This is a genomic window from Limimaricola cinnabarinus (assembly GCF_047631075.1).
Classification (GTDB): domain Bacteria; phylum Pseudomonadota; class Alphaproteobacteria; order Rhodobacterales; family Rhodobacteraceae; genus Limimaricola; species Limimaricola cinnabarinus.
The window spans coordinates 1-23,623 of sequence record NZ_JBLHYX010000031.1 but is presented as its reverse complement, the minus strand read 5'-3'; the positions used below and the strand labels follow the sequence as shown (position 1 = coordinate 23,623).

The window sequence follows — 23,623 nt, the reverse complement described above, 5'->3', positions numbered from 1 at the left end:
GCCCCGCTCGGTGATCTGTGCGACCGCGTCCCGCTTGAACTCCTCGCTGAACTTGCTGCTGCTCATCATGGCCTCCTTGCCTCAAAATTAGCGAAGAAGGCGTCCACAAGACACGGGGCTATTCAGAGGGCTTCGTCGATCGCAGCCTGAAAAATCTCGGCACCGACACGCTCGACCTCGTGCAACTGCATTGTCCGCCCACGGAGGTCTATTACAGGCCGGAAGTGTTCGGGGCGCTCGACGATCTGGTGTCGCGCGGCAAGATCCGCCGCTACGGCGTCTCGGTCGAGAAGGTCGAGGAGGGGCTGAAGGTGATCGAGTACGACAACGTCGACTCGGTGCAGATCATCTACAACATTTTCCGCCAGCGCCCGGCTGAGCTGTTCCTGCCGGAGGCAAGGCGGCGCCACAAGGCGGTGATCGCGCGGGTGCCGCTGGCCTCGGGGCTGCTGACGGGCAAGATGCTGCCCGATACGGATTTCGCACCCGACGATCATCGCCATTTCAACCGCGACGGCGCGGCCTTCGACAAGGGCGAGACCTTTGCGGGCGTGCCCTATGATGTGGCACTGGAGTCGGTCGAGGCGCTGCGGCTGCTGCTTCCGGCCGAGGCGGTAATGGCGCAGGTGGCGCTGCGCTGGATCCTGATACAGGAGGCGGTGACGGTGGTGATCCCCGGCGCCAAGACGCCCGAGCAGGCCAATTCCAACGCCGCCGCCAGCGGGTTGCCGATGCTGCCCGAGGATCTGATGGCCGGGGTGCGCGAGATCTACGAGACGCGCATCCGACCGCATGTGCATCACCGCTGGTGACGCGAAAAGGCCCGCCCGCATTCAGCGGACGGGCCGTAGTTCAGAACCGCCGGGAGATCGATCCTCGATCAGCGCCAGAAGATCGACGGCCTCGTCCAGCCCTTCGAGGTCGTCGACGATGAACCTTAGCAGATTATTCGGCGATGAGATTGGAGGCTCGCGGCTCAGATCAGACGCCCGCGCCCATGCGATGTACGCTTGTGGCGATCGGGGTGGTCCGGGTGGGACAAGGCGCGTCGCGCCTTGGTTGCGCAGGTCGGGTCAGTGCAGGTCTTCGGGCAGCAGTGCCTTTGGCATGTTCTGGTAGCTCACCGGGCGCAGCCAGCGACCGTATTCTTGTGTCACACAGTATTGGAATTCCGCCCGCCATGGCATCGGGCTGATGCGCGGCGGATCGCAGGAGGTGAAGCCCGTGCCGAACGATCGCGGCGCGCTTCAGGCGGCGGTGCGGTCCTGTGCCCCGCGCAGCAACAGCCGGATGATGTCCGAGCGGGTCAGGATGCCGACCAGCCGCTCCTCTTGCACAACCGGGATGACCTCGCTGCCTTGCGCCGCCAGCCGGTGAAGCAGCGCGCCGATCGGCATGTCATGCGGTACCGCCCGCGCGGCGGGCTGCATCACCTGCGAGACCTTGCGATGGACGGACCGGTGCCTGAGGGACATGGGCCGACCTTGGGCCGCCACGGCGTCGAGCAGGTCGGACTGCAGCACGACACCGCGCAGCGTCATGTCGCTCTCGACGACGGGCAGGCTTTTGATGGCATGGCGGCGAAACAGCCGCGCCGCTTCGGGCAGCGGCGTGTCAGGCCGCATGGTGATCAGCCCCGTGGTCATGATGTCGGCGCAGGTCGTGCCGCCGAACCGGTGCCGGGTCGCCTCCGCCTCTGCCGCCGCCAGCATCCGGCCAAGGTCCACCACGCCGAGATTGCTCGATTGGTGAAACCGATCGAGCAGCGCGCCGAGCTGCGCCTCCGAAAGACCAAGCCGCGGTGCGGGATCCTCCGCCTTTCCCGCTCCCGGCTGGCGAAAGGGATAAACCCGCCCCGTCGCGCGGTTGTAAAGCACGGCTGCAAGCACCAGCGCGGCGGTGGTCAGCCCCACCGGCACGAGCGCAAAGAGCGGTCCCGCCTCCAGCGCCGGTCCCGGCTCGAGTGCTGTCAACAGCGCGACGGCGCCGCCGGGCGGGTGCAGCGCCCGCACAAGCATCATCGCGCCGATCGCCGCCCCGACGGCGATGGCCGCCGTCCAGGGCTCTGGGACGATCCACACCGTCAGCCACGCGACGAGCGCTGCCGTCACGTTGCCGGCTACCGCTGACCAAGGCTGGGCAAGGGGCGAGTTCGGCACGCAAAAGACCAGCACGGCCGTCGCACCCAAGGGGGCGACGAGATAAAGCGAGGAAAGGCCGAACCGGGCCGCCGCTTCCACCCCGAGGGCGCACAGCCCGATCCCTAAGAGCGCGCCCAGGCCCGCGCGCAGGGTTTCGGCCCCACGAGACGCCGGAAGCGCCGGGTAGAGATGCTGCCATGCCTGCATTCGAACCTCCTGAACCGCCCGGAAACTGGGCAATCTTTGCGCCCTATGCCTCAGGAGTGGGCAATGATGAAACGCCCACGTGCATGGAAAAGGAGATCGTTCTGCCCGCCCGGCGCTTGGAGGAACAGGCAGGCCGGGCAGTGTCTTCGCGCAGTCTGCGTGTTCGAGGCGGCGGTAAAACCTCCGATCAGCAGTCGAGCTCGACCAGGCCGCCTGTGCGAGACGAGGTCTCGATCGCCTCTATCAGCCGGTGGGATATCAGCGCCTCGCGTCCGGTGACCATCGGTTTGCGCCCGGACTGGATCGCTTCGATGAAATCCTCGATCATCGCCTGATGCCACGCATGCCTTGCACCGAGCGCGCTATCGCCTGCGTGCCCGGATGCCGCCTCGACATCCCTGCGCCCGTCGCGCCAGCTGATCTCAAGCTCGTCCTTGTCGATCTTCAGGCTCGCCTGCTCGAAGTGAAGGCGGATGACCTCGGTCCTGTGGGGATACATCGCGGTGCCGGCGACCAGAGAGCCCACCGCGCCGCAGGCGAAGCGCAGCCCGGCCACGGCGAAATCCTCGGCCTCCATCCGGTGCAGCAGCGTCGTCGCGGTCATCGAACGGACACTCGTCACCGGGCCGGTCAGGCTGAGCGCGAGGTCGATGGAATGGATCGCGTTGGTGATCATCACGCCGCCGCCGTCGCGCGCATAGCTGCCGCGCCACAGCTCGTCGTAATAGGACTGGTCGCGCCACAGCGGCACCGCGATCTCCACGAGGCCGAGCTGTCCGAGCGCGCCGCTGGCGACATGGCGCGCCGCCGCCAAGGAGGGTGGCCGCGCCCGGTGCTGGAACATGATCCCGAGCGTGACGCCCGCGCGCTCGCAGATCTCCACCACCTCTTGTGCCTCGCTCAAGCTGCGTCCGACCGGCTTTTCGAGCAGGATATGCGTGCCCGTCTTCGCCAGCGTTTCGACCACCTCCCGCCGCGCATCAGGCGGTGTCGCGACGATGGCCATCCGGATCGACGGATCCGCGGCGATGGCGGAAAGATCGGCCGTGAAGTCCGGCGCCGCACCCTCGTAGAGCGCGACGAGAGAACGGGCCCGCTCGGGCCTGCGCGAAACGACGGCTTTGAGCCGGGCCACGTCCTGTGCCGCCGACAGCGCGGCCAGGTGGGTCTTCGCGATCATGCCTGCCCCGATCAGGGCCACGCTGATGGGCTGTCGTGCCGTGGATGCCGCCATGTATCCTGCTCCTGTCCGTTCGATATCAGATCATGCCCCCAAACGCCGGGCCGGCGCCGGAAACAGCTCATTGCCGAAACGGGCGAAGATCAGCCCGTGGAACGGGAACACCATGGGCGTGTCGTCGTCGATCTGGTTCTCGTCGTTATCGCGACACCAGTCATCGCCGAGGTGCAAGCGGTTGATTCGCTCCAGCGCCGCCTCGACCGCCGCGCGCGACCAGTCCCGGCCAGGCCGGGTCGGGCCGGGCCGGACCGGGCCGGGCAAGGGCGAGGTTCACAAGCACCCGGAAGAACAGCCAGTTGTCGTCCGAAGGCGCCGCGTCGTTGTTCCGCAGCATCCAGCGCGCGGCGCGGTCCCGTTCGGCGGGCAAGAGCGGGTGCCAGAAGGCCTCCGGCACCACTATCCACACAAAGGCGATCCCGGCCATTTCAACCATGCGCTGATCGCTCGGGCCCACCCCCATTGGGCCGCGCCCATTGCGCTCCCTTGCCCCTGCATCACGAGCTTTGCATACGGACCGCTCGTTTCCACCTGCCATGCCCGGTCGCTGCCGCGACAACCCTCCGCGCCCCGCTTGCAGCATCGCGGGAAAAAGCTTCATCTGGCGCCGGAAACACGGGCGGACGACAGGAGCGAGGAGAGACCATGCCCCATGACAGCGACACGCCCCGGCTCGATGCCGCCGATCTGGCCGACCTCGCCGCTTGGCGGCGCGAGTTGCACCGGCACCCGGAGGTGTCGGGACAGGAGGCCGGAACGGCGGTGCGGGTCGTGGCGCGGTTGGAGACGACCCGCCCCGATGCGCTGCTGACCGGCCTTGGCGGCCACGGGGTCGCGGCGGTCTTTGAGGGCGCGGTGCCCGGCCCCGTGCTGATGCTGCGCTGCGAGCTCGACGCGCTGCCGATCGAGGAGACGGGAACGCCGGACTGGCGCTCGACCGTGCCGGGCACGGGGCATCTGTGCGGTCATGACGGGCATATGGCGATCCTGGCGGGAATGGCCGAACTGCTGGGGCGGCATCGCCCGAGCCGGGGCCGCGTGGTGCTTTTGTTCCAGCCCTCGGAGGAGGACGGGCGCGGCGCGGCGGCGGTGATCGCCGATCCGGCCTTCGCGCGGATCGCGCCGGACTGGGCCTTTGCGCTGCACAACATGCCGGGGCTGCCGCTTGGCCAAGCGGCGCTGCGGCCCGGTCCCGCGGCCTGCGCCCCGCGCGGGATGCGGATCGTGCTCACCGGGCGGACCGCCCATGCTTCGCAGCCCGAGGCGGGTCTTTCGCCCATGGCCGCGATCTGCGCGCTGATGCCGGCGCTGACCGCGCTTGGCGCGGGCGGGATCGAGGATGCGGAGTTCGCCCTCGTCACGGTCACCCATGCCCGGATGGGCGCGCCCGCCTTCGGCATCGCGCCGGGGGAGGCGGAGGTTCTCGTCACGCTGCGCAGCCTTACCGACGACCGGACGGACGGGCTCGTGCAGCAGGCCGAGGCGCTGGCGGGGCAGTCGGCCGAGCGGCATGGCCTCGGGCTTCGGATCACGCATCACGACGTGTTTCGCCATTGCGAGAACGACGCGGAGGCGGTGGCGCGGCTTGCGGCAGCACTCGAAGCCGAAGCCGTGTCCCACGGCCCCGAAGGTCAGCCAATGCGCGCCTCCGAGGACTTCGGCCGTTTCGGGGACAGGGCGAAAGCCGCGCTGATGCTCTTGGGCGCGGGGCGGGACCGGGCTGCGCTGCTTTGCGCGGCTGACCGGGGATCTGCTGGGGTATGGCTGAAGGACTGGCACTTCGCCGAAGTCAGCCGTCCCTCGCCAAGCTCTGGCCGGTCCGCGCGCCAAGGCGGGCCGTGAGCCGCGCGAGCCCTTCGGCCTCGTCGATCCCCGCGACCGCGCGCCAGAGCGCCTCGGCCTCGGCGCCTCCCAGCAAGGTTGCCGACTTGTCGCGCAGCCGCCGCTCGATCAGCGCCGGGTCGATGGGGGCGAGGATGTCGTGACGGGCCTCGTGAATCCTGCCCGAAGCGATCACCGAAACCTCCGCCGTGCTGTCGCTCAGGCCCTCGTCGGTCTCGACCCGCACCCGGTCGCGCAGGGCGCGCAGATCGGCGCGCGCACAGGTGGCGTCGCTGTAGCTGTCCAGTGCCGCGGTATCGACGCCCGCGAGCATCATCGCGGCGGTCAGACGGTAGCTGAACTTCGCCTGCAGGCCGGTGGCGGGTTCGGGCTGGTTGCAGACCGCGAGCCAGCGCGGGTGGGTGCGGACCGTCACGCTTTCTATCTCGGCGGCGTTCACACCTCCATCGCGGATCTCGCGCAGGGCTTCGAGCATGGCGTGCAGCCCGTGGCAGCAGGCGTGGAACTTGTAGGAGATGTCCGGAAAAAGCCACTCGCGCCCGAGCCCGTCGAACGCTGAGGCCTCCGCACTGCCAACATGGGTCGGCCCGAAGCCCTGCGCGCCCTCTATGGCGTCGGGGGCCGAGGTGGCACCCGCCCGCGCCAGCAGCGCCGAGGTGACGCCAACCTCTGCGGCGAAGCCCGCGTTCAGCGGCTTGCCCATGGTGCCGAACTGGCTTTTCAGCCCTGCCGCGCGGGTCGCAGTCAGGCACAGCGCCTGCGCCATGCGCTCAGGGTCGAGCCGCAGCATTCGCCCGGCCGCCGCCGTGGCACCAAAGGCGCCAGAGGTGCCGGTCTGGTGAAACCCCGCCTCATAGTGGCTGCGCCCCAGCCAGCCCCCGACCCGGCAGGCCACCTCCAGCCCCACGGCAAGTGCCGCGCGCGGATCGGCCACCTCGCCTTCGGTCTCTGCGATGGCCAGCGCCGCGGGGATCACCGCGACGCTCGGGTGACCGATATGGCCGAAATGCGTGTCGTCGTAATCGAGCGCGTGGCTCGTGGCACCGTTGACCAGCGCGGCCTGCGCCGCCTGCGCGCGACCGCCTCCCAAGAGCGTAGCGCCCCGCGCGGCATCACGGCCAAGCGCCATGTCACGCGCCGCCCGCGCCACGGGCTCGCCCGTACCGGCAAGGCCGACGCTGGCCCAGTCGAACAGCGACAGGGTGACGAACCGCTGCATCCGCGCGTCCGCATTCACCGGCCCGGATGCGAAATCGGCAAGGGTGCGGGCAATCGTCATGGCGTCGGGTCTCCTGTTCGGGGTGATGAAGGCTCCTCCGCGCCGCCCGCGCGCAGCAGCAGATCGTGCAGCCAATCCGGCTCGGGCATAGCGGGGGCGAGCGGGCCTCGCGCGGCGAGCTTTTCGGACAGGACCAGCCGCGCGAGCCGTGTCCGGTCCTGCGCGGCTGCGCCTTGGCTCAGTTGCGCGGCTTCCCAAGCGAGAAAGACGCCGGAGGTCGCGCCATAAAGCGCCGTCGCCGCACGCCGCGTCTCATGCGGCTCGGGCGAGCCCTCCTGCCCCGCGACCATGCGCATCAGTGCGGCCGCGCGCGTCAGCGCCTCGTTCAAAGGTTGTGCGAGATCGGGTTCGACCTCGTGCAGGCAGTCGCGCAGATAATCGAGCAGGGCGTCGAGCGCGCCCTCGCGCCGCGTGGCGCGGGCCACGTCGAGCGCCACGATATTGCTCGTGCCCTCCCAAATCGAGCCCAGATGCGCATCGCGCAGCACCCGCGCGTCGGACCATTCCTCGATGTAGCCGCAGCCGCCGCGCACCTCCATCGCGTCGCCCGCCACCTTGCGCGCATCGCGGCAGACCCGGAACTTGATCAGCGGTGTGAGGATGCGCAGCACGCGGGCCATGCCCGCGTCGCCGCGATCAGCCGCCTCCAGCACCCGCGCGGTGTGAAACACCATGCTGCGGCCCTGCTCGGCGGCGAGATGCATCTTCGCCAGTTGCCGCCGCATCAGCGGCATCTCGATCAGCTTCTGGCCAAAGGCGCGGCGGTTGCGGGCGATATGAAGCGCCTCCGAGACCGCGCGACGCATCAGCCCGGCGCTGCGCACGCCGTTGGCCAGGCGCGACATGTTGATCATGTCGGTCATCTGCTTGAAGCCCTGCCCCGCCTCGCCCACCAGATGCGCCTGCGCCCCCTCAAGCACGATCTCGCCCGAGGCCATGGAGCGGCTGCCCATCTTGTCCTTGAGCCGGATGATCCGGTAGGCATTGAGGCTGCCGTCGGGCAGGTGCCGCGGCAGCAGGAACAGCGACAGCCCTCTCGTGCCCGCGCCGCCGCCCTCTGGCCGCGCCAGCACCATCGCAAGCGCGGCGTCGGGGTTGGAGCAGAACCATTTGTCGCCGTAAAGCCGCCAGCCGCCGTCCTCGTGGCGCGCCACCGTCTCCACCGCGCCGACATCCGAGCCCGCCGCCTGCTCGGTCATGAACATCGCGCCTTGGAACAGCTCGTCCATGTCCTGGCTGGTCAGCCGGTCGAGATAGCGCTCAATCAACTCGTCCGAGCCGAACTTGCGCAGCGTGCGGGTCAGCGAATCCGTCATGCTCAGGGGGCAGCACAGGCCGAACTCGGCCTGCACGAAGAGATAGACCAGCGCGTATTTCGCCATCGGGTGCAGCGCGTCCGGCTGGCCGAAGACGCCGCCGCGATGCGACATGGCGGCAAGACCGAACTCACTGAAGGCATAGCGTTCAAGCTCAACATAGGCGGGGTGCTTCTCGATGCGCTGGCACGCCGCCCCGGTGCGGTCGCGCAGCGTCAGCACGGGCGAATTTTTGTCGGCGGTCAGCGCCAGCCCTTCCAGCCGGTCGCCGACCAGCGCGCCCATGCGGTCGAGCTGCGGCTCGATCACCGGGCGCAGCGCCTCGGGCAGATAGACCGACATCAGCGCCGCAAAGGCCGGATCGCTGCGGTAGCTGTTCTGCCCGCGGCTGTCGGGCACCCCTGTCTCGCTTGCCGGCATCTCGCCCGCCCTCATTGGCGCAGCGCCGCCCGCCCCGCATCGTATTCGCGCGCAAGACGGGCCACGACCTGTGCCGCGGGCTCCAGCGCGCGCGATTGCGCCACCGCCTGCCCGGCGCTCCAGACCTGGCTCCAGGCCTTGGGCCGCTCAGGGTCGGACTTGTCCTGCATACGGCGCGGCTGCGCGCGGCGGGCCTCTTCGGGGTCGACGCCTGCGGCCTCGACGCTTGCCGTCAGGTAATTGGCATGCGTGCCCGAAAACAGCGGCGTGTAGGTGATGCCGTCGGAGGCGGCGGCGAGGATCATCTCCTTGTGCCCCTCGGGCGCGATCGCCTCCTCGGTCGGGATGAAGACCGTGCCCGCATAGGCAAACTCGCAGCCCAGCACTTGGGCCGCGAGGATGGCGCGGCCATTGGCGATCGCCCCCGACAGCACCAGAGGCCCGTCGTAAAAGCCGCGCACCTCCTCAACCAGCGCGAAGGGGCTGAGCGTGCCGGCATGGCCACCCGCGCCCGCGCAGACGAGGATCAGCCCGTCGACCCCGGCCTTGAGCGCGCGACGCGCGTGGCGCGGCTTGATCACGTCGTGAAACACCACGCCGCCATAGCCATGCACTGCTTCGACCACCTTGTCGGGGGCCGAGAGCGAGGTGATGACCAGCGGCACCTTGTGGCGCACGATGGCGGCGAGGTCGTCGTCGAGCCGGGTGTTGTACTCGTTGACGATGAGGTTGACCCCGTAGGCGGCCGGGGTCTCTCCGGTGTCGCGGCGATGCGTCTCCAGCCGGGTCTCGATCTCGGTGAGCCATTCGTCCAGACGCTCGGCGGGGCGGGCGTTGAGCGACGGAAAGGTGCCGATCGCCCCGGCGCAGCACTGCGCCACCACCAGATCGACGCCGGAGGCGAGGAACATCGGCGCGCAGATGAGCGGCAGCTTCATCCCTGCCCCGAGCGCCGAGGCAGGGCCGCTTGCCGCGATGTGACGTTGCTCGGTCATATGATCCTCACTTTGCTGTCGATGATGGACGCGTCGCCGGGTCGGCGGGCCGCGATGTCTCTGCGCCGTTCCGCGCGAGAAGCCGTCTCGCCCGCACCGCCACCGGGGACTGCACGGGTTCGGCAGGCGCGCCGCCGTCGATGGCGCCGATGTGGCGGATCCAATCAAGATCCTGCGGGATCGCGCCGAAGCCGGTACGGGCCGGGGCGATCTGCCGGGGATGGATCAGGCACTTGCCGCCGAAGCCGAGCTCATGGGCATGCCGCGCGTCATCGGCCACCGCCGCCGCATCCTCCACGCCGATCGACACGCCGTCGAGCGGTGCCGGGCGCTCGGCGAGCCGCGAGGCGAGCACCAGCCGGCTGCGCAGCGGCAGCAAAGCCAGCCGGGTGTGGGCGCAACCCATGTCCTCCGACAGGTCGATCGAGCCGAACGCCAGCCGGTCCGCAGTCAGCGCGATCGCCTCGACGTTCGACAGGCCGCGCGCCGTCTCGATCATCGCCACGATCCGCTGCCCCTCTCCCAGCCCGGCGCGCAGCCGCGCGACCTGCTCGGCGCTCTCGACCTTGGGCAGCACGACACCGTCGACGCCGCTCATCCGGGCAAAGGCCACGTCGTCGCGGTGCCACGGCGTGCCGGTGCCGTTGACACGCAGATAGAGCTTCACCGCGCGGTGCTCGGGCAATGCGCCCGCCGGGATGCGCCGCACCGCCGCCTTGCTGTCGGGGGCCACGGAATCCTCGAAATCGATGACCACGGCATCGGCCCCCGCCTCGCAGGCCGCCGCGAAGACATCCGGCCTGTCGGCGGGCACGAAGAGCGGAAAGCGCGGCGTGTCCTCGCCCAGATCGATCAACTCCATGCGGTCCTCCACCCTTGGCAGCGCCCCGGACGGCTCGGTGCTCGCGCGCGCATGATCCATGCCCTCCCCCGGCTCAGCCGCCCTGCGGGCCGCTGTTGCGCAGGATCTCTTCCTCGGTCCTCTGCCACAGCTCGAAGGCCATCGGATCGCTGCGCTCCTCCAGCAGATGCCCGACAAGGCCGATCGAGCGGGCCATGACGCCGAAGCCGCGCACGATCTGCCACGGAAAGCCGAACTCGCAGCAGATCGCCCCGATCGCGCCGGTGGCGTTGATCGGCAGTGCCTTGCCCCGCACAGCCTCGGCCTCGCGCTGGATCGCCTGCATCAGGGCCACGTAATCGCCCGAAAGCCCGTTCTGGGCCGCGATCTCGAACAGGCGCGGCGTGCGCGGGTCCACGGGCTTGTGCAGCGGATGGCCTAGCCCCGGCACGATGGCCTTTCGCTCGGCGTGATCGGCGACGACCTCGCGCGCGATCGCGTCGAGATCGGCACCTTGCCCCACCCGCTCGGCGGGCAACGCCTCGTAAAGCATCCGCGCGGCCCCCTCCATCGAGCCCACGAAGACCGTGCCCAGCCCGTTGAGCCCCGCGGCCACCGCACCTTGGAGCGACTCCGGCGCGCCCATGTAGGTCAGCCGTGCCACCATGGCCGAAGGGGTGATGCCATGCTCGACCAGCGTGATGACGATGGCGTTGAAGACCTTGGATTCCTCGGGCGTCGGCTTGCGGTGCGCGGTCAGCAGGAAGGCGAGGTCGCCGAGGTTCATCTCGCCCAGGATCTCGCTCGGCAGGTCGAGGCCGCGCACGGTGATCCGGTCGGCGGTGCTCCAGCCGATGTCGGAGGTCAGGCGGTCCTTGCGCTTGGGCATGGGTGGTCCTTTCAGGTCAGGATGTCGGCTCCGGTGACGGCGCGCACGGCGTCGAGGCCATTGCCGGGGGTCAGCTCCACGAGCCGGAAGCCTTGCGGCGTCACGTCGAGCACCGCGAGATCGGTATAGACCCGGCGCACCACGCCGAGGCCCGTCAGCGGGTAGGTGCAGCGTTTGAGCAGCTTGGGGCTGCCGTCGCGGTCTGTGTGGCGCATCATCACGAGGATGGTCGGCACCCCGACCACGAGATCCATCGCGCCGCCGACGGCGGGTGGGAACTTCTCGTCCAGCGTCGCCCAATTCGCCAGATCGCCGGTTTCGGCCACCTGGTAGGCGCCGAGCACGGCGATATCGATATGGCCGCCGCGCATCATCGCGAAGCTGTCGGCATGTTCGAAATAGGCCGCCCCCGGCGCGGGCGTGACATAGCGCTTGCTGGCGTCGATCAGCTCAAGGTCCTCCTCGCCCTCGGGCGGGGTCGGGCCGACGCCGAGGATGCCGTTCTCGGAGTGGTAGATCACCTCGCGCCCCTCGGGCACATGGGACGAGACATGGGTGGGTTTGCCGATCCCGAGGTTGACGTAAGCGCCGTCGGGGATGTCGCGCGCGACGCGGGCGGCCAGTTCGGCATCGGTCAGGCGATTGAGAGACATGACGCTCATGGGCGCACCCCGTATTCCACGACGCTCTGGACGAAGATGCCCGGCGTCACCACCCGTTCCGGATCAAGCGGCGCGCGCGACAGCTCGCGCACCTCGGCCACCGCGTGGCGCGAGGCCATGGCCATCACCGGGTTGAAATTGCGCGCCGTCGCATGGAAGCTCAGGTTGCCCCAAGGATCGCCGCGATCCGCGCGCAGCAGCGCGAAATCGGCCGGAAGCGGGGCCTCCAGCACATAGCCCTTGCCGTCGATGATCCGCGTCTCCTTGCCCTCGGCCAGAAGCGTGCCGTAGGCGGTGGGCGTCAGAAACCCGCCCAAGCCCGCCCCGGCCGCGCGGATGCGTTCGGCCAGCGTGCCTTGGGGGACGACCTCAAGCGCGATCTCGCCCGCCTCGTAGCGCCGCTCGAACCAGATCGAGCCCGGCGAGCGGGGGTAGGAGCAGATGACCTTGGCCACCCGGCCCTCTTTCAGAAGCTTCGCGATTCCGGTGTCGCCCGCGCCCGCGTTGTTGGAAATCACCGTGAGCCCGGTCGCGCCCTGCTCCAGCAGCGCGTCGATCAGCCCGAAGGGTATGCCCGACGAGCCGAAGCCGCCGATCATCACCGAGGCCCCGTCGGTTATCGAGGCCACGGCCTCGGCCAGATCTGCCTTGCTCTTGTCCATGAGTCTTTCTCGTCTCTGAAGTCAGACCTTTGCCGCGCCGGAGCGCCGCTTCAGCCCTAGATTGACGGCGATCACCGCAGCCAGAACGCCCGCGCCGATGAGGCTGGTCGTCAGTTCGGGGAACAGGATCAGCACGCCGCCCGCCGCAAAGGCGATCCGGCTCGGCACGCCGATCCGGCCGATCCCATAGATCCAGGCCTCGAAGGCCGAGGTGATCGCCCAGATCGCCACCAGCGTCAGCGCCACTCGCTCGATGATCTGCAGCCATGTGCCTTCCATGATCAGCGCCGGGTCGTAGACGAAGATGAAGGGCAGCACGAAGAGCGGCATGCCGAGGCGCATCGCGTGAAAGCCGGTCTGCATCGGCTTTGAGCCTGCCACGTTGGCCGCCGTGATCGCGGCCAGCGCCACGGGGGGCGTGATGTAGGACAGCATGCCCCAGTAGAGGATGAACAGGTGGCTGGCGATCGGGTTGAGCCCGGCCTGCACCAGCGCAGGCGCCAGTAGGATCGACAGGAAGATGTAGCACGCCGTCACCGTCATCCCCATGCCGAGCACGAAGCTCGTGACAGCACCCGCGATCAGCATGAGCGCGGTGTTGCCGCCCGCATAAAGCAGCAGCTCGCGCGAGAAGGCCCCCGCCACGCCGGTATAGGACAGCCCGCCCACCACGAGGCCGATCCCGGCCAGCACGGCGACAAGGCTTGCGATGTTCGACGAGATGTCCAGAAGCAGCGCCTTGGCCCGCGCCCATGTCAGGCGGGTGTCGCGGTTGAACGCCGTTGCCACCAGCATCACCACCGAAGCGTAATAGGGCGAGCGCGCCTCCAGCCGCATGCCCATCAGCACGAAGATCAGCACCGCGAGGCTCAGAAGATAGGGCCAGCCCGATTTGAGCACCGGCCAGAGCGGCGGCAGATCCTCGCGTGGCAGGCCCATGAGCCCGCGCCGCGCGGCGTACATGTCGACCTGCAGCAGCAGGGCCGCGTAGAACATCAGCGCCGGGATCACCGCCGCGATGACGATGGCCGAATATTGCACCCCGAGGAACGAGGCCATGACGAAGGCCACGGTGCCCATCACCGGCGGCATCAGCGTGGCCCCCGTCGAGGCGCAGGCCTCGACGGCGGCGGCGTAATGCGCAGGGTAGCCCACGCGCCGCATCGTCGGGATCGAGAAGGGCCCGGAGGTCAGGATGTTGGAGATCACGCTGCCCGAGAGCGAGCCCAGGATGCCCGAGCCCAGCACCGCGACCTTGGCCGGGCCGCCGCGGCTGTGGCCGAGCAGGGCCGAGGCCAGCTCCATGAAGAAATCGCTGCCCTTGGTGGCGACCAGAACCGAGCCGAAGATCACGAAGCCGATCACCAGCTCGGCCACGACCTGCATCGGGATGCCGATGATGGATTCGACGCCGAGCACATGCGCCCTGACGGTGCCCACCAGCGAATATTCGGTGCCCCAGAGGAATCCGGGCATGAAATCGGCGTAGAGCGGGTAGGCGCCGAACAGCAGCGCCGTGACCAGAAGGATCGGCCCGCCGGATCGGCGCACCCCTTCGAGCACCAGAACGATCAGCACGAAGGCCATGACGTCGGCGGTGACCGGCGCGTCGTATTCCCAGCCCTTCTGGATGATCTCCAGCCCGTGCAGCCCGAGCCAGCCGCCGCTGACGACGGCGGCCAGCGCGAGGATCGGGTCAAGCCACCATAGCTGGCGCGGCTTGAGCGGGTTGGCAGGCAGGGTCAGGAAGGCCAGCGCGAGGAACAGCCCGATCAGGTAGTAGAGATAGGCGTTGCCGAGCGGTTGGAAGCCGAAGAGGTTCAGCAAGAACTGCTGGTTGATCGCCATCATGACGCCGAGCGCGCCCATCACCATGACGATCACGCGGACGATCCCTCGGCCCGGTGCGGCGAGGGGCGCGGGCGCGGTCCGCCCTGTCGGCGCGAGCGCCTCGGTGGTGTCTTCGGACTGCATGCGGTGTTCCGATCCTTGCGGGACACCTCCCCGGACGCCTTCGCGCCGGGGAGGTGTCGAAGCGTCTCGCTTCAGTTCAGGCCGGCGACGACTTCGGCGCGCCGGGCCATCCAGGCTTCGGCATAGGCCTCGTCCTCAAGGCCCTCGTTCTCGGATTTGAACGTCTCCCAAGCGGCGAGCATTGCATCCATCCGGGCGGTGCGCCTGTCGTTCCAGGCGGTGTCCTCCTCGGTCCAGATGCCTTTTTCCTCGAGGTAGCGGATCGCGCCCTCGTGGAACGGCAGGTCGATCGCGGGGCGGCCCGACTGATCGAGCGACCAGCGCCCCATGGTCGCGGTGCCGTCCTTGTAGAGGTCATAGGTCTCGTCGAGCGCCTTGATGAAGGTATAGACCTCGTCGGCGGTCTTCTCGGCGGTGGTGGTGATCACCGGGTAGCGGTAGGCCGCCATCTTGGCGATCTCGCCCTCGGCCAGACCGGCGGCGATGTCCTCGTCCGAGGGGCCCATGATCGGCAGCACCTTGGCCAGACCCTCCCAGCCGGCGGTGTTGTCGGGCTCGAGCGGCGGGTAATTGATGCCGCGCGGGCTTTCGGCCAGCTCGTAGAGCTGGCTGGTGGTCGGCGTGGTGCAGGTGGCGTCGGATTCGTTGCGGGTCATCGACGACATGGCCGAGGCATAGGTCGGGAAGGTGATCACCTCGACATCGTCGAGCGTCAGCCCGCCGAAGGCGAGGATCGCCTCGCATTTGACGTTCACCGAAGGGTTGCCGGCGACGAAAGCGATCCGCTTGCCGCGCGCGTCCTCGACCGTCTCGATCCCGGCGTCGCCTGCCGCGATGAGCGTGATGCCCGCGGGCCGACCCGCCACGGCGCGCAGGTTGCGCGGGCCCCAGTCGGGTGTCGCGAAATCGAACGCGCCCTCGGCCACGAAGAAGGCCTCTGTGGCGAGGAAGGCATAATCCGCGCGACCCTGCAGCAGCGGCTGCAGGCGGCCGATGCCGCTGCCCGAGGGCTGGATCCGCACGCGGGTGCCGAACTCCTTGCCGAAGGCGTCGGCGATGGCCGAGGCCTCGGCATAGCCCGCCGAGCCGACGTCGTAGGAAGTCCAGACCATGGTCTGCGGCAGCTCCTGCGCTGACGCGGAAAGGGCCCCCAGCGCCATGAGGCCGCTCAGCGCGGCTCCGTATTTGATCGCGGTCTTCATGCTATCCTCCCTGTGCGTTTCCAGCTGCCCACGGGTCGGTCCTCCACCCACCCGCTCCCTGCCAAGCGCGTCTTGGCGCGCCCCAAACAGGGATGACGTCCTGTACGGGGCGAGACTGACGGGCTGGCAGGTATGTTTCAAATGCATTATGGACATATCAGCGATACGATCGGGGCATGAATGGAACTGAAGCAGCTGCGCAATTTCATCCATGTCGTCGAGTTCGGCGGCATCACCGCCGCGGCCGATCATCTGCGCATTGCCCAACCGGCGCTGAGCCGGCAGGTGCAGGCGCTGGAGGAGGAGCTGAACGTCTCGCTGCTGCGCCGCCACGGGCGCGGCGTCATGCCGACCGAAGAGGGGCTGCGGCTGGCGCGGCGCGCGCGGGCGATCCTCGAAGAGGTCGAGGACATGGCGGGCGACATCTCGGGGCACCGCGCGCCGCTTTCGGGCACGGTGACGCTGGGCCTGCCGCCGACCGTGTCGGAGATCCTCGCGACCCATATGATCGAGCGGACCATGGCCCGCTATCCGCAGGTAAAGCTGCGGGTCATCTCGGGCTTCAGCGGCCATGTGCAAGACTGGCTGCTGCGCGGCAAGATCGACCTCGGGGTCGCCTACGAGGGGCAGAAATCACCCTCCATCAGGTCGCAACCCATGATCATGGAACAGCTTTTCCTGATCCAGCCGGCGCGCGCGGCCCCCGGCCGGGACGGCGTGCCGATCCCCTTTGCCGAGGCGCTGGCGCAGCCGCTGATCCTGCCCAACCCCGAGCACGGGCTGCGCGGCCGGATCGCCGCGATCTCGCAGGAGGAGGGGTGTGGGCTTAACGTGGTGCTTGAGGTCGATATCCTGCCGACCATGCTCGCCTTCGTCGAACGCGGGCTCGGCAGCACCATCCTGCCGCTGGTCAGCGTGACCAACCACGTCCGCGACGGTCGGCTGATCGCCCGGCCCATCGTGCGGCGCAGCATCGACCGTACGCTGGTGCTGATGACCCCGCTCAACCGGCCCGGATCGCGGCTGACCTCCAGCTTCGCGGAGTTCCTCACGGCGGAGGTGCATGCCATGGTGGGCAGCGGCCAGTGGCCGGGCACCACGCTTTAACCCAAGCACCACACTCTAATAAAGCGACCATGCCGCAGTGGCATGTCCGAGAATCTTCGCATGCCGAATTGCGGGCGAACGGGTCAGATCCAGCCCCCGCGCATCAGTACCGTGAGGAACACCACCCAGATGCTCAGGATCGCCGCGCAATAGGGGCCGTTCCAGACGAGGCCAATGACATGGCTGCCCCGCCCGATGATCGAGGCCGCGATCACCAGCGTCGTGATAAAGGGCGACAGGCCGATCACCGCGGTCCAGCCGCCGGTGATGGCCAATGCGATGGCGGTGTCGCTCAGCCCCGGCACCGCGAGCTGCGAGGCCAGCGTGCCGAAGACCGAGGCCGAGACGATCGGGTTCACCCCGACCAGCGCCATGCCCACGACCCCGAGGCTCAGCCCCAGCGCAAGCGCGACCGGCCCAAGCCCGACCGCCAGCACCCCGGCGCGCATAGGCTCGGTCGGCAGAATCTCCAGCAGCACCACCGGCAAAAAGCCCGCGGCGGCGAAGACGCCCACCTCCGCACCCAGATCCGACAGCCGCGCCCATGCCGCCCGCCCGGCGGCACCGACCCCCGCCGCCGCGCCGCCCATGGCGCGGTGACCCGTCACCGCCGCCCAGACGAGCGCATAGCCCGGCACCGCGAAGATCAGCGCCTGCTGGAACCCGAGCGGCGTCAGCGCCTCGCCCGCGAACACCGCCGCGCCAAGTGCAAGCACATGCCCCACGAGCACCACAGCGCCGCGCCAGCTGCCCGGCGGCGGGCTCGGGCGCGGCAGGCCGAGGCGTTGGAAGCGGCGCCCCTCCAAGCGGTCGAAGCCCCAGCCGATGGCGACGAAGACGAAGGACATCGCAAAACCGATGGGGCCGAAATCCATATAGGACAGGCCCGGCAGCGAGATCAGCAGCGCGTTGGTCGCAAAACCGAAGGGGGACCACAGCGAGATCATCGAAAACCCCCGGATCACCGCCATGCTCATACGCCTCAGCCGCGCCTCGCGCGCCGGGGCGGGCAGACGGGTGGCGCTGTCGTCGGACATCGAGCGGCGCGCGAGATCGAGCAGCAGCGCCAGCCCGCCGAAATTGATCAGCACGCCGAAGAGATGGCCGCCGAACGTCATCGACAGATAGCGGTGCGACGCCGGTTGGTTGGTAAGAAAGAGCCCCGCCTGCCGCACCTCGGGCGCGATGGCCGCGGCCGAGCGCAGCGTACCCAGCATCGCGATGAGGGATGCGAGAAACAGCATCCGCTCCATCGCCTGCCACAGCGTCGAGGCCGCCACGCCGCGCCAGAGCGCCAGCGCCAGTGCCCCGCCACACAGCAGCAGGGGCACCCATGTGCCGACACGGAACTGGCGCCAGCCGAGCATGAGGAACGACACCAGCGCCGCCGTGGCGAACAGCGTCAGCGCCCGGGACTCCACGACGATGAGCAGCAGCGTTGACAACATGACGACCGCCAACGCCCCCCGCCGCCCTGTCGTCGCGATGGCGGCGCGGCCGAAATGCAGACGGGCGGCTCTCGCGTTCAGCATCCGGGCGATTGCGGGCGTATCTCGGCCACGAAGATCGCGCGGCTTGGCCCAGTCGGCGCGATCAGCCCCGCGCGCCATGCGGCCCGGAAAAGCGTATGGCATGACATGGGTTTGACCATCGTCGCCGTGATAGGAAGCGGTTCGAACACGTCGCCCTTGATGCCGTCGGGCATTGGCGGTCCCCCTCGGATCGAGATCCTCGCGTTCTTGCGGTAACAGATGTGTTCTGTATGGTAAACGACATTCTTTATGGGGAACAGCGTGACAGACGATACCGGACACAAGCCCGTGCCAGCTGTGCAGAACGCAGTGACGCTCATGCGCAGGCTCGCCGCCCACGGCCGTCCCATGGGGGCGACGCAGATCGCGCGCGAGACCGGGCTCAACATCTCGTCGGCCTTCAACATCCTGCGCACGCTGAGCCACGAGGGACTGCTGAGCTTCGACCCCGAGACCAAGACCTACCGGATCGGCATGGGGCTGATGGAGTTCGCCACGCCGCTTCTGGGCGCGAACCCTTCGGACGTGATCCGCCCCGCCCTCACCGCGATCGCGCAGGAACACGAGGTGATGATCGCGCTGTGGCAGGTGACCGAGCAGGGGCGGATCGTGCTGACAGACCGCTTCACCGCGCCCAACATCCTGCACGCGGTGCTGGCGCGCAACAGCCGGCTGCCGGCCTTTTCGGGCGCGATCGGGCGCTGTTACGCGGCGACGATGGGGTATGACGAGGCCCGGACACGTAAGGGCTTCGAGACGGTGCGCTGGCAGGACGCGCCGAGCTTCGAGAGCTACTGGCGCGACGTGCAGACCGCGCGCGAGACCGGCACCGCCAGCGACCGCGGCCAGCTCTATCGTGGCCTCGACATCGCGGCCTCTCTGGCCTGCGACGCCAAGGGATCGCCGCGCCTCGGCATGAGCAGCATCACCATCGCGGGCCAGAAGACCGATGAGGATCTCGACCGCGTGGCAAGCGCGCTGGCCGAGGCCGCGCGGCAGATCGAACGCTGCCTCTTTGGCCGACAGGCCGGGACCCCGGCATAAGGGCACGAAGAGCCGCGCAGAGCGTCCCGTCTGAGAGAGGGCCCCGGCCATTCATGCCTTTTCGGCATATCTGAAAGTCCGACCAGATATTTGTCTTATGGCTCGACCGATCCGATGATGGGGCCATGCGGAGCGCCCCGCATTGATCGATCCCGGAGGACGAGCACGTGTACGATTCCAGCACCGACGAGTATCAGGATATCCGCGACGCCGTGCGCGCGCTCTGCGCCGAGTTTCCCGACGCCTACCACCGCCGGATCGACGAGGCGCGCGGCTACCCCGAAGAATTCGTCGAGGCGCTGACGCGGGCGGGCTGGATGGCGGCGCTGATCCCCGAAGAATATGGCGGCTCGGGACTGGGGCTGATGGAGGCTTCGGTGATCATGGAGGAGATCAACCGCGCGGGTGGCAACTCCGGCGCCTGCCACGGCCAGATGTACAACATGAACACGCTGGTCCGGCACGGCTCGGAGGAACAGCGGCAGAAATACCTGCCCAAGATCGCCAGCGGCGAGCTGCGGCTGCAATCCATGGGCGTGACCGAGCCCACAACCGGCACCGACACCACCAAGATCAAGACCACCGCCGTGAAACATGGCGACCGCTATGTCATCAACGGTCAGAAGGTCTGGATCAGCCGGGTGCAGCATTCGGACCTGATGATCCTGCTGGCGCGCACCACGCCCTTGTCGGAGGTGAAGAAGAAGTCCGAAGGCCTGTCGATCTTCCTCGTCGACATCAAGGCGGCGATGAAGTCCGGCATGACCGTCAAGCCGATCCTCAACATGGTCAACCACGAGACCAACGAGCTGTTCTTCGACAATCTCGAGATCCCCGAGGAGAACCTGATCGGCGAGGAGGGCAAGGGCTTCAAGTACATCCTGACCGGGCTCAACGCCGAGCGCACGCTGATCGCGGCCGAATGCATCGGCGATGGCTACTGGTTCACCGACCGGGTGGTGAAATACGTCTCCGAGCGCGAGGTCTTCGGCCGTCCCATCGGCCAGAACCAGGGCGTGCAGTTTCCCATAGCCGAGGCCTATATCGAGATCGAGGCCGCAAATTTGATGCGCGAGAAGGCCAGCCGGCTGTTCGATGCGGGAAAGCCCTGCGGGGCCGAGGCCAACATGGCCAAATATCTCGCCGCCAAGGCCTCGTGGGAGGCGGCCAACGCCTGCATCCAGTTTCACGGCGGCTTCGGCTTTGCCTGCGAATACGACGTGGAGCGCAAGTTCCGCGAAACCCGGCTCTACCAGGTGGCGCCGATCTCCACCAATCTGATCCTGTCCTACGTGGCCGAGCACGTGCTCGGCCTGCCGAGGTCGTTCTGATGGCGCCGCACCGCCCGCTCGAAGGGCTCAAGGTCGTGGCCATCGAACAGGCCGTGGCCGCGCCCTTCGCCACCGCGCGCCTTGCCGATGCGGGGGCCGAGGTGATCAAGATCGAGCGGCCCGAGGGCGATTTCGCGCGCGGCTACGACGACGTGGCGGCGGGCCAGTCGAGCTATTTCGTCTGGCTCAACCGGGGCAAGACCTCCGTGACGCTCGATCTGGCCTCCGAGGCGGGCAAGGCCGATCTGGCGCGGCACCTCGAAGATGCGGACGTGCTGGTGCAGAACCTCAGGCGCGGCGCGCTGGCCCGGCTGGGCTTTGCGCCCGCGCGGCTGCGCGAGACGCATCCCCGGCTCATCACCTGTTCGATCACGGGCTACGGCGAGGAGGGGCCGATGGCCGACCGCAAGGCCTATGACCTGCTGATCCAGGCCGAATCCGGGCTCTGCTCGATCACCGGTGGCCCGGACGAGCCGGCCCGCGTCGGCGTCTCGATCGTCGATATCGCCACCGGCGCGACCGCCCATGCTGCGATCCTCGAGGCGCTGATCGGACGCGGCCTCACCGGGCGCGGCACCGATATCGCCATCTCCATGTTCGACGTCATGGCCGACTGGCTGACCGTGCCGCTCCTGAACCACGAGGGCGGCAGGACGCCGCGCCGCGCGGGGCTCGCGCATCCGTCGATCGCGCCCTACGGCGTGTTCACCACCCGTGACGACCGCTCGATCCTGATCTCGGTCCAGAGCGACCGCGAATGGCGCAAGCTGGCGCGCGAGTTTCTGGGCGACGAGGCGCTCGGCACCGACCCCGATTTCGCCACCAACCTCGCCCGCGTCGCCAACCGCGCGCGCACCGATGCTCTGGTCGCGGCGGGTTTTGCGCGGCGCACGGGGCAAGAGGCGATCGCGGCATTGTCGCGCGCCGATGTGGCGCTGGCCGAGGTAAACGACATGGCGGGGCTGTCCGAGCATCCGCATCTGCGGCGGATCACTGTCGAGACGCCGAACGGCCCGGTCGCCTATCCCGCGCCTGCGCCGCTCTTCGACGGTGCGGCGCGCGCGCTCGGCGCAGTACCCGGTCTCAACGCGCAGGAGGGCTGAGCATGGATCTCGACATCGACCATCTGCGCGGCTGGATCGGCCGCGAGGAGGTGCAGGCCGAGCTGCTGACCGGCGCGCTGGTGCAGCGGTTCAAAGCCACCTTCGACCGAAGCTCGCCGATCGACGACGGGGCCGAAGCGCCATTGATGATCCATCTGTGCCTCGGACAGCCCGCGGCCCCGACCGCCGAGCTTGGCCCCGACGGGCATCCCGAACGCGGTGGCTTTCTGCCGCCTGTCCCCCTGCCCCACCGCATGTGGGCCGGTGGCGCGCTCGAATTTCACGCGCCGATCCGGATCGGCGAGGCGGTGCGCCGCCGCTCGGTGATCGAGGATGTCGCGCTGAAGGAGGGGCGCAGCGGGCCATTGTGCTTCGTCACCGTCACGCATCATGTCGAGAGCGGCGGAAGGCGCGCGCTGACCGAGCGGCAGGATATCGTCTACCGCATGGCGCAGGCGACGACGCCCGAGGCACCAAGCGCGCCCGCCGCGCCGGAAGGGCACCATTGCCGGCCCATCAGGTCCACGCCAACCCTGTTGTTTCGCTACTCCGCGCTGACCTTCAACGGCCACCGCATCCATTACGATGGGGCCTATGCGCGGCAAGAGGAAGGCTATCCCGGCCTCGTCGTGCATGGCCCGATGCAGGCGACGATGCTGGTGCAGCTGGCGCAGGAGATCCGCGGCGCACCGCCCGCAGGGTTCGAATTCCGCAGCCTCTCGCCGCTGTTCGACACCCATGATTTCACCCTGAACGCCGAGGATGAGGGCGACGCGCTGCGGCTTTGGACCGCGCGCGACGCCGGTCCGCTGGCAATGGAGGCGCGTGCCCGATGGTAGATGTCTCGACGCTTCGCAGCTTTCTCTTCGTGCCTGCCAACCGGCCCGAACGCTTCGCCAAGGCGGCGGCTTCGGGGGCCGATGCGGTGATCCTCGATCTTGAGGACGCGGTGGCGCGCGAGGACAAGGAAGCGGCCCGCGCCGCACTTGATACGCGCTTCACGGACCTGCCGGTGATCGTGCGCGTCAACGCCATCGGGACCGAGTGGCACGACGCCGACCTCGCGGCACTCCGCGCCCTCGGGGTGGCGGCGGTCATGCTGCCGAAATCCGAAACGCCCGAGACGGTGTCGGAAGTGCACCGGCAGCTTGGCGGTCAGATGCCGCTTCTGGCGCTGGTCGAAAGCGCGCAGGGTTTGGCCAACGCGCGCACCATTGCCGCCGCGCAGGGCGTCGCCCGGCTCGTCTTCGGGTCGATCGACTACTGCGCCGATCTGGGCTGCGCGCATCTGCGCGAGATCCTGCAGCCCGCTCGGGCCGAGCTGGTGCTGGCCTCGCGGCTTGCGGGCATCGCGGCCCCGGTGGACGGCGTGACGACCGACCTGTCGGACCCCGAGATCACCCGCAGCGACGCGAGCCACGCGCGCGATCACGGCATGACGGGCAAGCTGTGCATCCACCCCAAGCAGGTCGCGCCGACGATCGCCGCGTTTTTGCCGAGCGACGTCGAACGCGACTGGGCACGCCGGGTGCTGGCCGCGGGCGACGGCGCGGTCGCGGTCGATGGGGCGATGGTCGACGAGCCGGTCCGCATCCGCGCGCGGACCATCCTCGCTGCGGGCGAGCCCTCGTGAAAGATCCGTCTATCACGACGGCGAGGCAGACTGGCGATCCGGCGCGGCACATGAGTGACCATCAGGAGAAAGAGCGAGCATGAAGATTCTCGTCCCCGTGAAGCGGGTGATCGACTACAACGTGAAGGTCCGTGTGAAGTCGGACGGGTCTGGCGTCGATCTGGCGAACGTGAAGATGTCGATGAACCCGTTCGACGAGATCGCGG

Annotated in this window: 23 protein-coding genes and 1 pseudogene; 9 read left to right on the top strand and 15 right to left on the bottom strand. The window is 68.7% G+C overall.

What is annotated here, in order from left to right; translation table 11 throughout:
• Positions 1–86 precede the first annotated feature (86 nt).
• Complete coding sequence (locus ACJASC_RS16560; protein ID WP_415146980.1) at positions 87–812, top strand: aldo/keto reductase; 726 nt, start codon at positions 87–89, stop codon at positions 810–812.
• A 435-nt stretch (positions 813–1,247) separates the two neighbouring features.
• Here ACJASC_RS16560 and ACJASC_RS16555 read toward each other — a convergent pair whose 3' ends face one another.
• The 4 genes from ACJASC_RS16555 to ACJASC_RS16540 form a co-directional block, all read right to left on the bottom strand.
• Positions 1,248–2,348, bottom strand: coding sequence for an HPP family protein (locus ACJASC_RS16555; protein WP_415146979.1), 1,101 nt, complete (start codon positions 2,346–2,348; stop codon positions 1,248–1,250).
• Between the two features lie 187 nt (positions 2,349–2,535).
• On the bottom strand, positions 2,536–3,582 hold the full coding sequence (locus ACJASC_RS16550) for a Gfo/Idh/MocA family protein (protein ID WP_415146978.1): 1,047 nt from the start codon (positions 3,580–3,582) through the stop codon (positions 2,536–2,538).
• Positions 3,583–3,612: 30 nt separating this feature from the next.
• Positions 3,613–3,849: a hypothetical protein gene (locus ACJASC_RS16545; RefSeq protein ID WP_415146981.1), complete on the bottom strand. Its 237-nt coding sequence runs from the start codon at positions 3,847–3,849 to the stop codon at positions 3,613–3,615.
• Positions 3,743–4,012 (bottom strand): DUF2264 domain-containing protein, encoded by a 270-nt coding sequence (locus ACJASC_RS16540; protein WP_415146977.1) that lies wholly within the window; start codon positions 4,010–4,012, stop codon positions 3,743–3,745. The genes ACJASC_RS16545 and ACJASC_RS16540 overlap by 107 nt, the downstream gene beginning before the upstream one ends.
• Before the next feature lie 218 nt (positions 4,013–4,230).
• On the opposite strand from ACJASC_RS16540, the gene ACJASC_RS16535 reads away from it, so the two are divergent.
• The gene (locus ACJASC_RS16535) at positions 4,231–5,427 is read left to right on the top strand and encodes an amidohydrolase (protein WP_415146976.1); all 1,197 of its coding nucleotides are present in this window, start codon (positions 4,231–4,233) and stop codon (positions 5,425–5,427) included.
• Here the strand turns inward: ACJASC_RS16535 and ACJASC_RS16530 are convergent.
• From ACJASC_RS16530 to ACJASC_RS16490, 9 genes are all read right to left on the bottom strand, one after another.
• Positions 5,375–6,706: an MmgE/PrpD family protein gene (locus tag ACJASC_RS16530; RefSeq protein ID WP_415146975.1), complete on the bottom strand. Its 1,332-nt coding sequence runs from the start codon at positions 6,704–6,706 to the stop codon at positions 5,375–5,377. The two genes, ACJASC_RS16535 and ACJASC_RS16530, sit on opposite strands and share 53 nt — an antisense overlap.
• Positions 6,703–8,421 carry an acyl-CoA dehydrogenase family protein gene (locus tag ACJASC_RS16525; RefSeq protein WP_415146974.1) on the bottom strand — a complete coding sequence of 573 codons (1,719 nt, stop codon included), beginning with the start codon at positions 8,419–8,421 and terminating at the stop codon, positions 6,703–6,705. Before ACJASC_RS16525 ends, ACJASC_RS16530 begins: the two co-directional genes overlap by 4 nt.
• A gap of 32 nt (positions 8,422–8,453) precedes the next feature.
• Positions 8,454–9,437 carry an NAD(P)H-dependent flavin oxidoreductase gene (locus ACJASC_RS16520; RefSeq protein ID WP_415146973.1) on the bottom strand — a complete coding sequence of 328 codons (984 nt, stop codon included), beginning with the start codon at positions 9,435–9,437 and terminating at the stop codon, positions 8,454–8,456.
• A 7-nt stretch (positions 9,438–9,444) separates the two neighbouring features.
• Complete coding sequence (locus ACJASC_RS16515; protein ID WP_415146972.1) at positions 9,445–10,359, bottom strand: HpcH/HpaI aldolase/citrate lyase family protein; 915 nt, start codon at positions 10,357–10,359, stop codon at positions 9,445–9,447.
• A gap of 13 nt (positions 10,360–10,372) precedes the next feature.
• The gene (locus ACJASC_RS16510) at positions 10,373–11,167 is read right to left on the bottom strand and encodes a citryl-CoA lyase (RefSeq protein ID WP_415146971.1); all 795 of its coding nucleotides are present in this window, start codon (positions 11,165–11,167) and stop codon (positions 10,373–10,375) included.
• Positions 11,168–11,178: 11 nt separating this feature from the next.
• Positions 11,179–11,829: a 3-oxoacid CoA-transferase subunit B gene (locus ACJASC_RS16505; protein WP_415146970.1), complete on the bottom strand. Its 651-nt coding sequence runs from the start codon at positions 11,827–11,829 to the stop codon at positions 11,179–11,181.
• Positions 11,826–12,491, bottom strand: a complete 666-nt coding sequence (locus ACJASC_RS16500; RefSeq protein ID WP_415146969.1) for a 3-oxoacid CoA-transferase subunit A — start codon at positions 12,489–12,491, stop codon at positions 11,826–11,828. The genes ACJASC_RS16505 and ACJASC_RS16500 overlap by 4 nt, the downstream gene beginning before the upstream one ends.
• Before the next feature lie 21 nt (positions 12,492–12,512).
• Positions 12,513–14,465: a TRAP transporter permease gene (locus ACJASC_RS16495; RefSeq protein WP_415146968.1), complete on the bottom strand. Its 1,953-nt coding sequence runs from the start codon at positions 14,463–14,465 to the stop codon at positions 12,513–12,515.
• 71 nt (positions 14,466–14,536) lie between these two features.
• Positions 14,537–15,667 (bottom strand): TAXI family TRAP transporter solute-binding subunit, encoded by a 1,131-nt coding sequence (locus ACJASC_RS16490; protein WP_415146967.1) that lies wholly within the window; start codon positions 15,665–15,667, stop codon positions 14,537–14,539.
• 180 nt (positions 15,668–15,847) lie between these two features.
• Between ACJASC_RS16490 and ACJASC_RS16485 the strand changes: the two genes are divergently transcribed.
• Positions 15,848–16,774 (top strand): LysR family transcriptional regulator, encoded by a 927-nt coding sequence (locus ACJASC_RS16485; protein WP_415146966.1) that lies wholly within the window; start codon positions 15,848–15,850, stop codon positions 16,772–16,774.
• A gap of 83 nt (positions 16,775–16,857) precedes the next feature.
• Here ACJASC_RS16485 and ACJASC_RS16480 read toward each other — a convergent pair whose 3' ends face one another.
• A complete protein-coding gene (locus ACJASC_RS16480) occupies positions 16,858–18,222 on the bottom strand; it encodes a hypothetical protein (RefSeq protein ID WP_415146965.1) in 1,365 nt (454 codons plus the stop codon).
• A gap of 77 nt (positions 18,223–18,299) precedes the next feature.
• Positions 18,300–18,479 carry a hypothetical protein gene (locus tag ACJASC_RS16475; protein ID WP_415146964.1) on the bottom strand — a complete coding sequence of 60 codons (180 nt, stop codon included), beginning with the start codon at positions 18,477–18,479 and terminating at the stop codon, positions 18,300–18,302.
• Between the two features lie 88 nt (positions 18,480–18,567).
• Here ACJASC_RS16475 and ACJASC_RS16470 point away from each other — a divergent pair, with 88 nt between their 5' ends.
• The 6 genes and pseudogenes from ACJASC_RS16470 to ACJASC_RS16445 form a co-directional block, all read left to right on the top strand.
• Complete coding sequence (locus tag ACJASC_RS16470; protein ID WP_415146963.1) at positions 18,568–19,350, top strand: IclR family transcriptional regulator; 783 nt, start codon at positions 18,568–18,570, stop codon at positions 19,348–19,350.
• Positions 19,351–19,517: 167 nt separating this feature from the next.
• Positions 19,518–20,681: an acyl-CoA dehydrogenase family protein gene (locus ACJASC_RS16465; protein ID WP_415146962.1), complete on the top strand. Its 1,164-nt coding sequence runs from the start codon at positions 19,518–19,520 to the stop codon at positions 20,679–20,681.
• A complete protein-coding gene (locus tag ACJASC_RS16460; RefSeq protein WP_415146961.1) occupies positions 20,681–21,784 on the top strand; it encodes a CaiB/BaiF CoA transferase family protein in 1,104 nt (367 codons plus the stop codon). Before ACJASC_RS16465 ends, ACJASC_RS16460 begins: the two co-directional genes overlap by 1 nt.
• Before the next feature lie 2 nt (positions 21,785–21,786).
• Complete coding sequence (locus ACJASC_RS16455) at positions 21,787–22,623, top strand: HTD2 family dehydratase (protein ID WP_415146960.1); 837 nt, start codon at positions 21,787–21,789, stop codon at positions 22,621–22,623.
• Positions 22,617–23,417: an HpcH/HpaI aldolase/citrate lyase family protein gene (locus ACJASC_RS16450; protein ID WP_415146959.1), complete on the top strand. Its 801-nt coding sequence runs from the start codon at positions 22,617–22,619 to the stop codon at positions 23,415–23,417. The genes ACJASC_RS16455 and ACJASC_RS16450 overlap by 7 nt, the downstream gene beginning before the upstream one ends.
• Positions 23,418–23,496: 79 nt before the next feature.
• Positions 23,497–23,623, top strand: a pseudogene (locus tag ACJASC_RS16445) (electron transfer flavoprotein subunit beta/FixA family protein); the annotation flags it as partial.

Bases quoted from the DNA above. Each gene is read 5' to 3' on its own strand.
- ACJASC_RS16555 (WP_415146979.1), bottom strand. From the start codon at position 2,348: ATGCAGGCATGGCAGCATCTCTACCCGGCGCTTCCGGCGTCTCGTGGG.
- ACJASC_RS16550 (WP_415146978.1), bottom strand. From the start codon at position 3,582: ATGGCGGCATCCACGGCACGACAGCCCATCAGCGTGGCCCTGATCGGG.
- ACJASC_RS16540 (WP_415146977.1), bottom strand. From the start codon at position 4,012: ATGGCCGGGATCGCCTTTGTGTGGATAGTGGTGCCGGAGGCCTTCTGG.
- ACJASC_RS16535 (WP_415146976.1), top strand. From the start codon at position 4,231: ATGCCCCATGACAGCGACACGCCCCGGCTCGATGCCGCCGATCTGGCC.
- ACJASC_RS16530 (WP_415146975.1), bottom strand. From the start codon at position 6,706: ATGACGATTGCCCGCACCCTTGCCGATTTCGCATCCGGGCCGGTGAAT.
- ACJASC_RS16520 (WP_415146973.1), bottom strand. From the start codon at position 9,437: ATGACCGAGCAACGTCACATCGCGGCAAGCGGCCCTGCCTCGGCGCTC.
- ACJASC_RS16515 (WP_415146972.1), bottom strand. From the start codon at position 10,359: ATGGATCATGCGCGCGCGAGCACCGAGCCGTCCGGGGCGCTGCCAAGG.
- ACJASC_RS16510 (WP_415146971.1), bottom strand. From the start codon at position 11,167: ATGCCCAAGCGCAAGGACCGCCTGACCTCCGACATCGGCTGGAGCACC.
- ACJASC_RS16505 (WP_415146970.1), bottom strand. From the start codon at position 11,829: ATGAGCGTCATGTCTCTCAATCGCCTGACCGATGCCGAACTGGCCGCC.
- ACJASC_RS16500 (WP_415146969.1), bottom strand. From the start codon at position 12,491: ATGGACAAGAGCAAGGCAGATCTGGCCGAGGCCGTGGCCTCGATAACC.
- ACJASC_RS16495 (WP_415146968.1), bottom strand. From the start codon at position 14,465: ATGCAGTCCGAAGACACCACCGAGGCGCTCGCGCCGACAGGGCGGACC.
- ACJASC_RS16490 (WP_415146967.1), bottom strand. From the start codon at position 15,667: ATGAAGACCGCGATCAAATACGGAGCCGCGCTGAGCGGCCTCATGGCG.
- ACJASC_RS16485 (WP_415146966.1), top strand. From the start codon at position 15,848: ATGGAACTGAAGCAGCTGCGCAATTTCATCCATGTCGTCGAGTTCGGC.
- ACJASC_RS16480 (WP_415146965.1), bottom strand. From the start codon at position 18,222: ATGTTGTCAACGCTGCTGCTCATCGTCGTGGAGTCCCGGGCGCTGACG.
- ACJASC_RS16475 (WP_415146964.1), bottom strand. From the start codon at position 18,479: ATGCCCGACGGCATCAAGGGCGACGTGTTCGAACCGCTTCCTATCACG.
- ACJASC_RS16460 (WP_415146961.1), top strand. From the start codon at position 20,681: ATGGCGCCGCACCGCCCGCTCGAAGGGCTCAAGGTCGTGGCCATCGAA.
- ACJASC_RS16455 (WP_415146960.1), top strand. From the start codon at position 21,787: ATGGATCTCGACATCGACCATCTGCGCGGCTGGATCGGCCGCGAGGAG.
- ACJASC_RS16450 (WP_415146959.1), top strand. From the start codon at position 22,617: ATGGTAGATGTCTCGACGCTTCGCAGCTTTCTCTTCGTGCCTGCCAAC.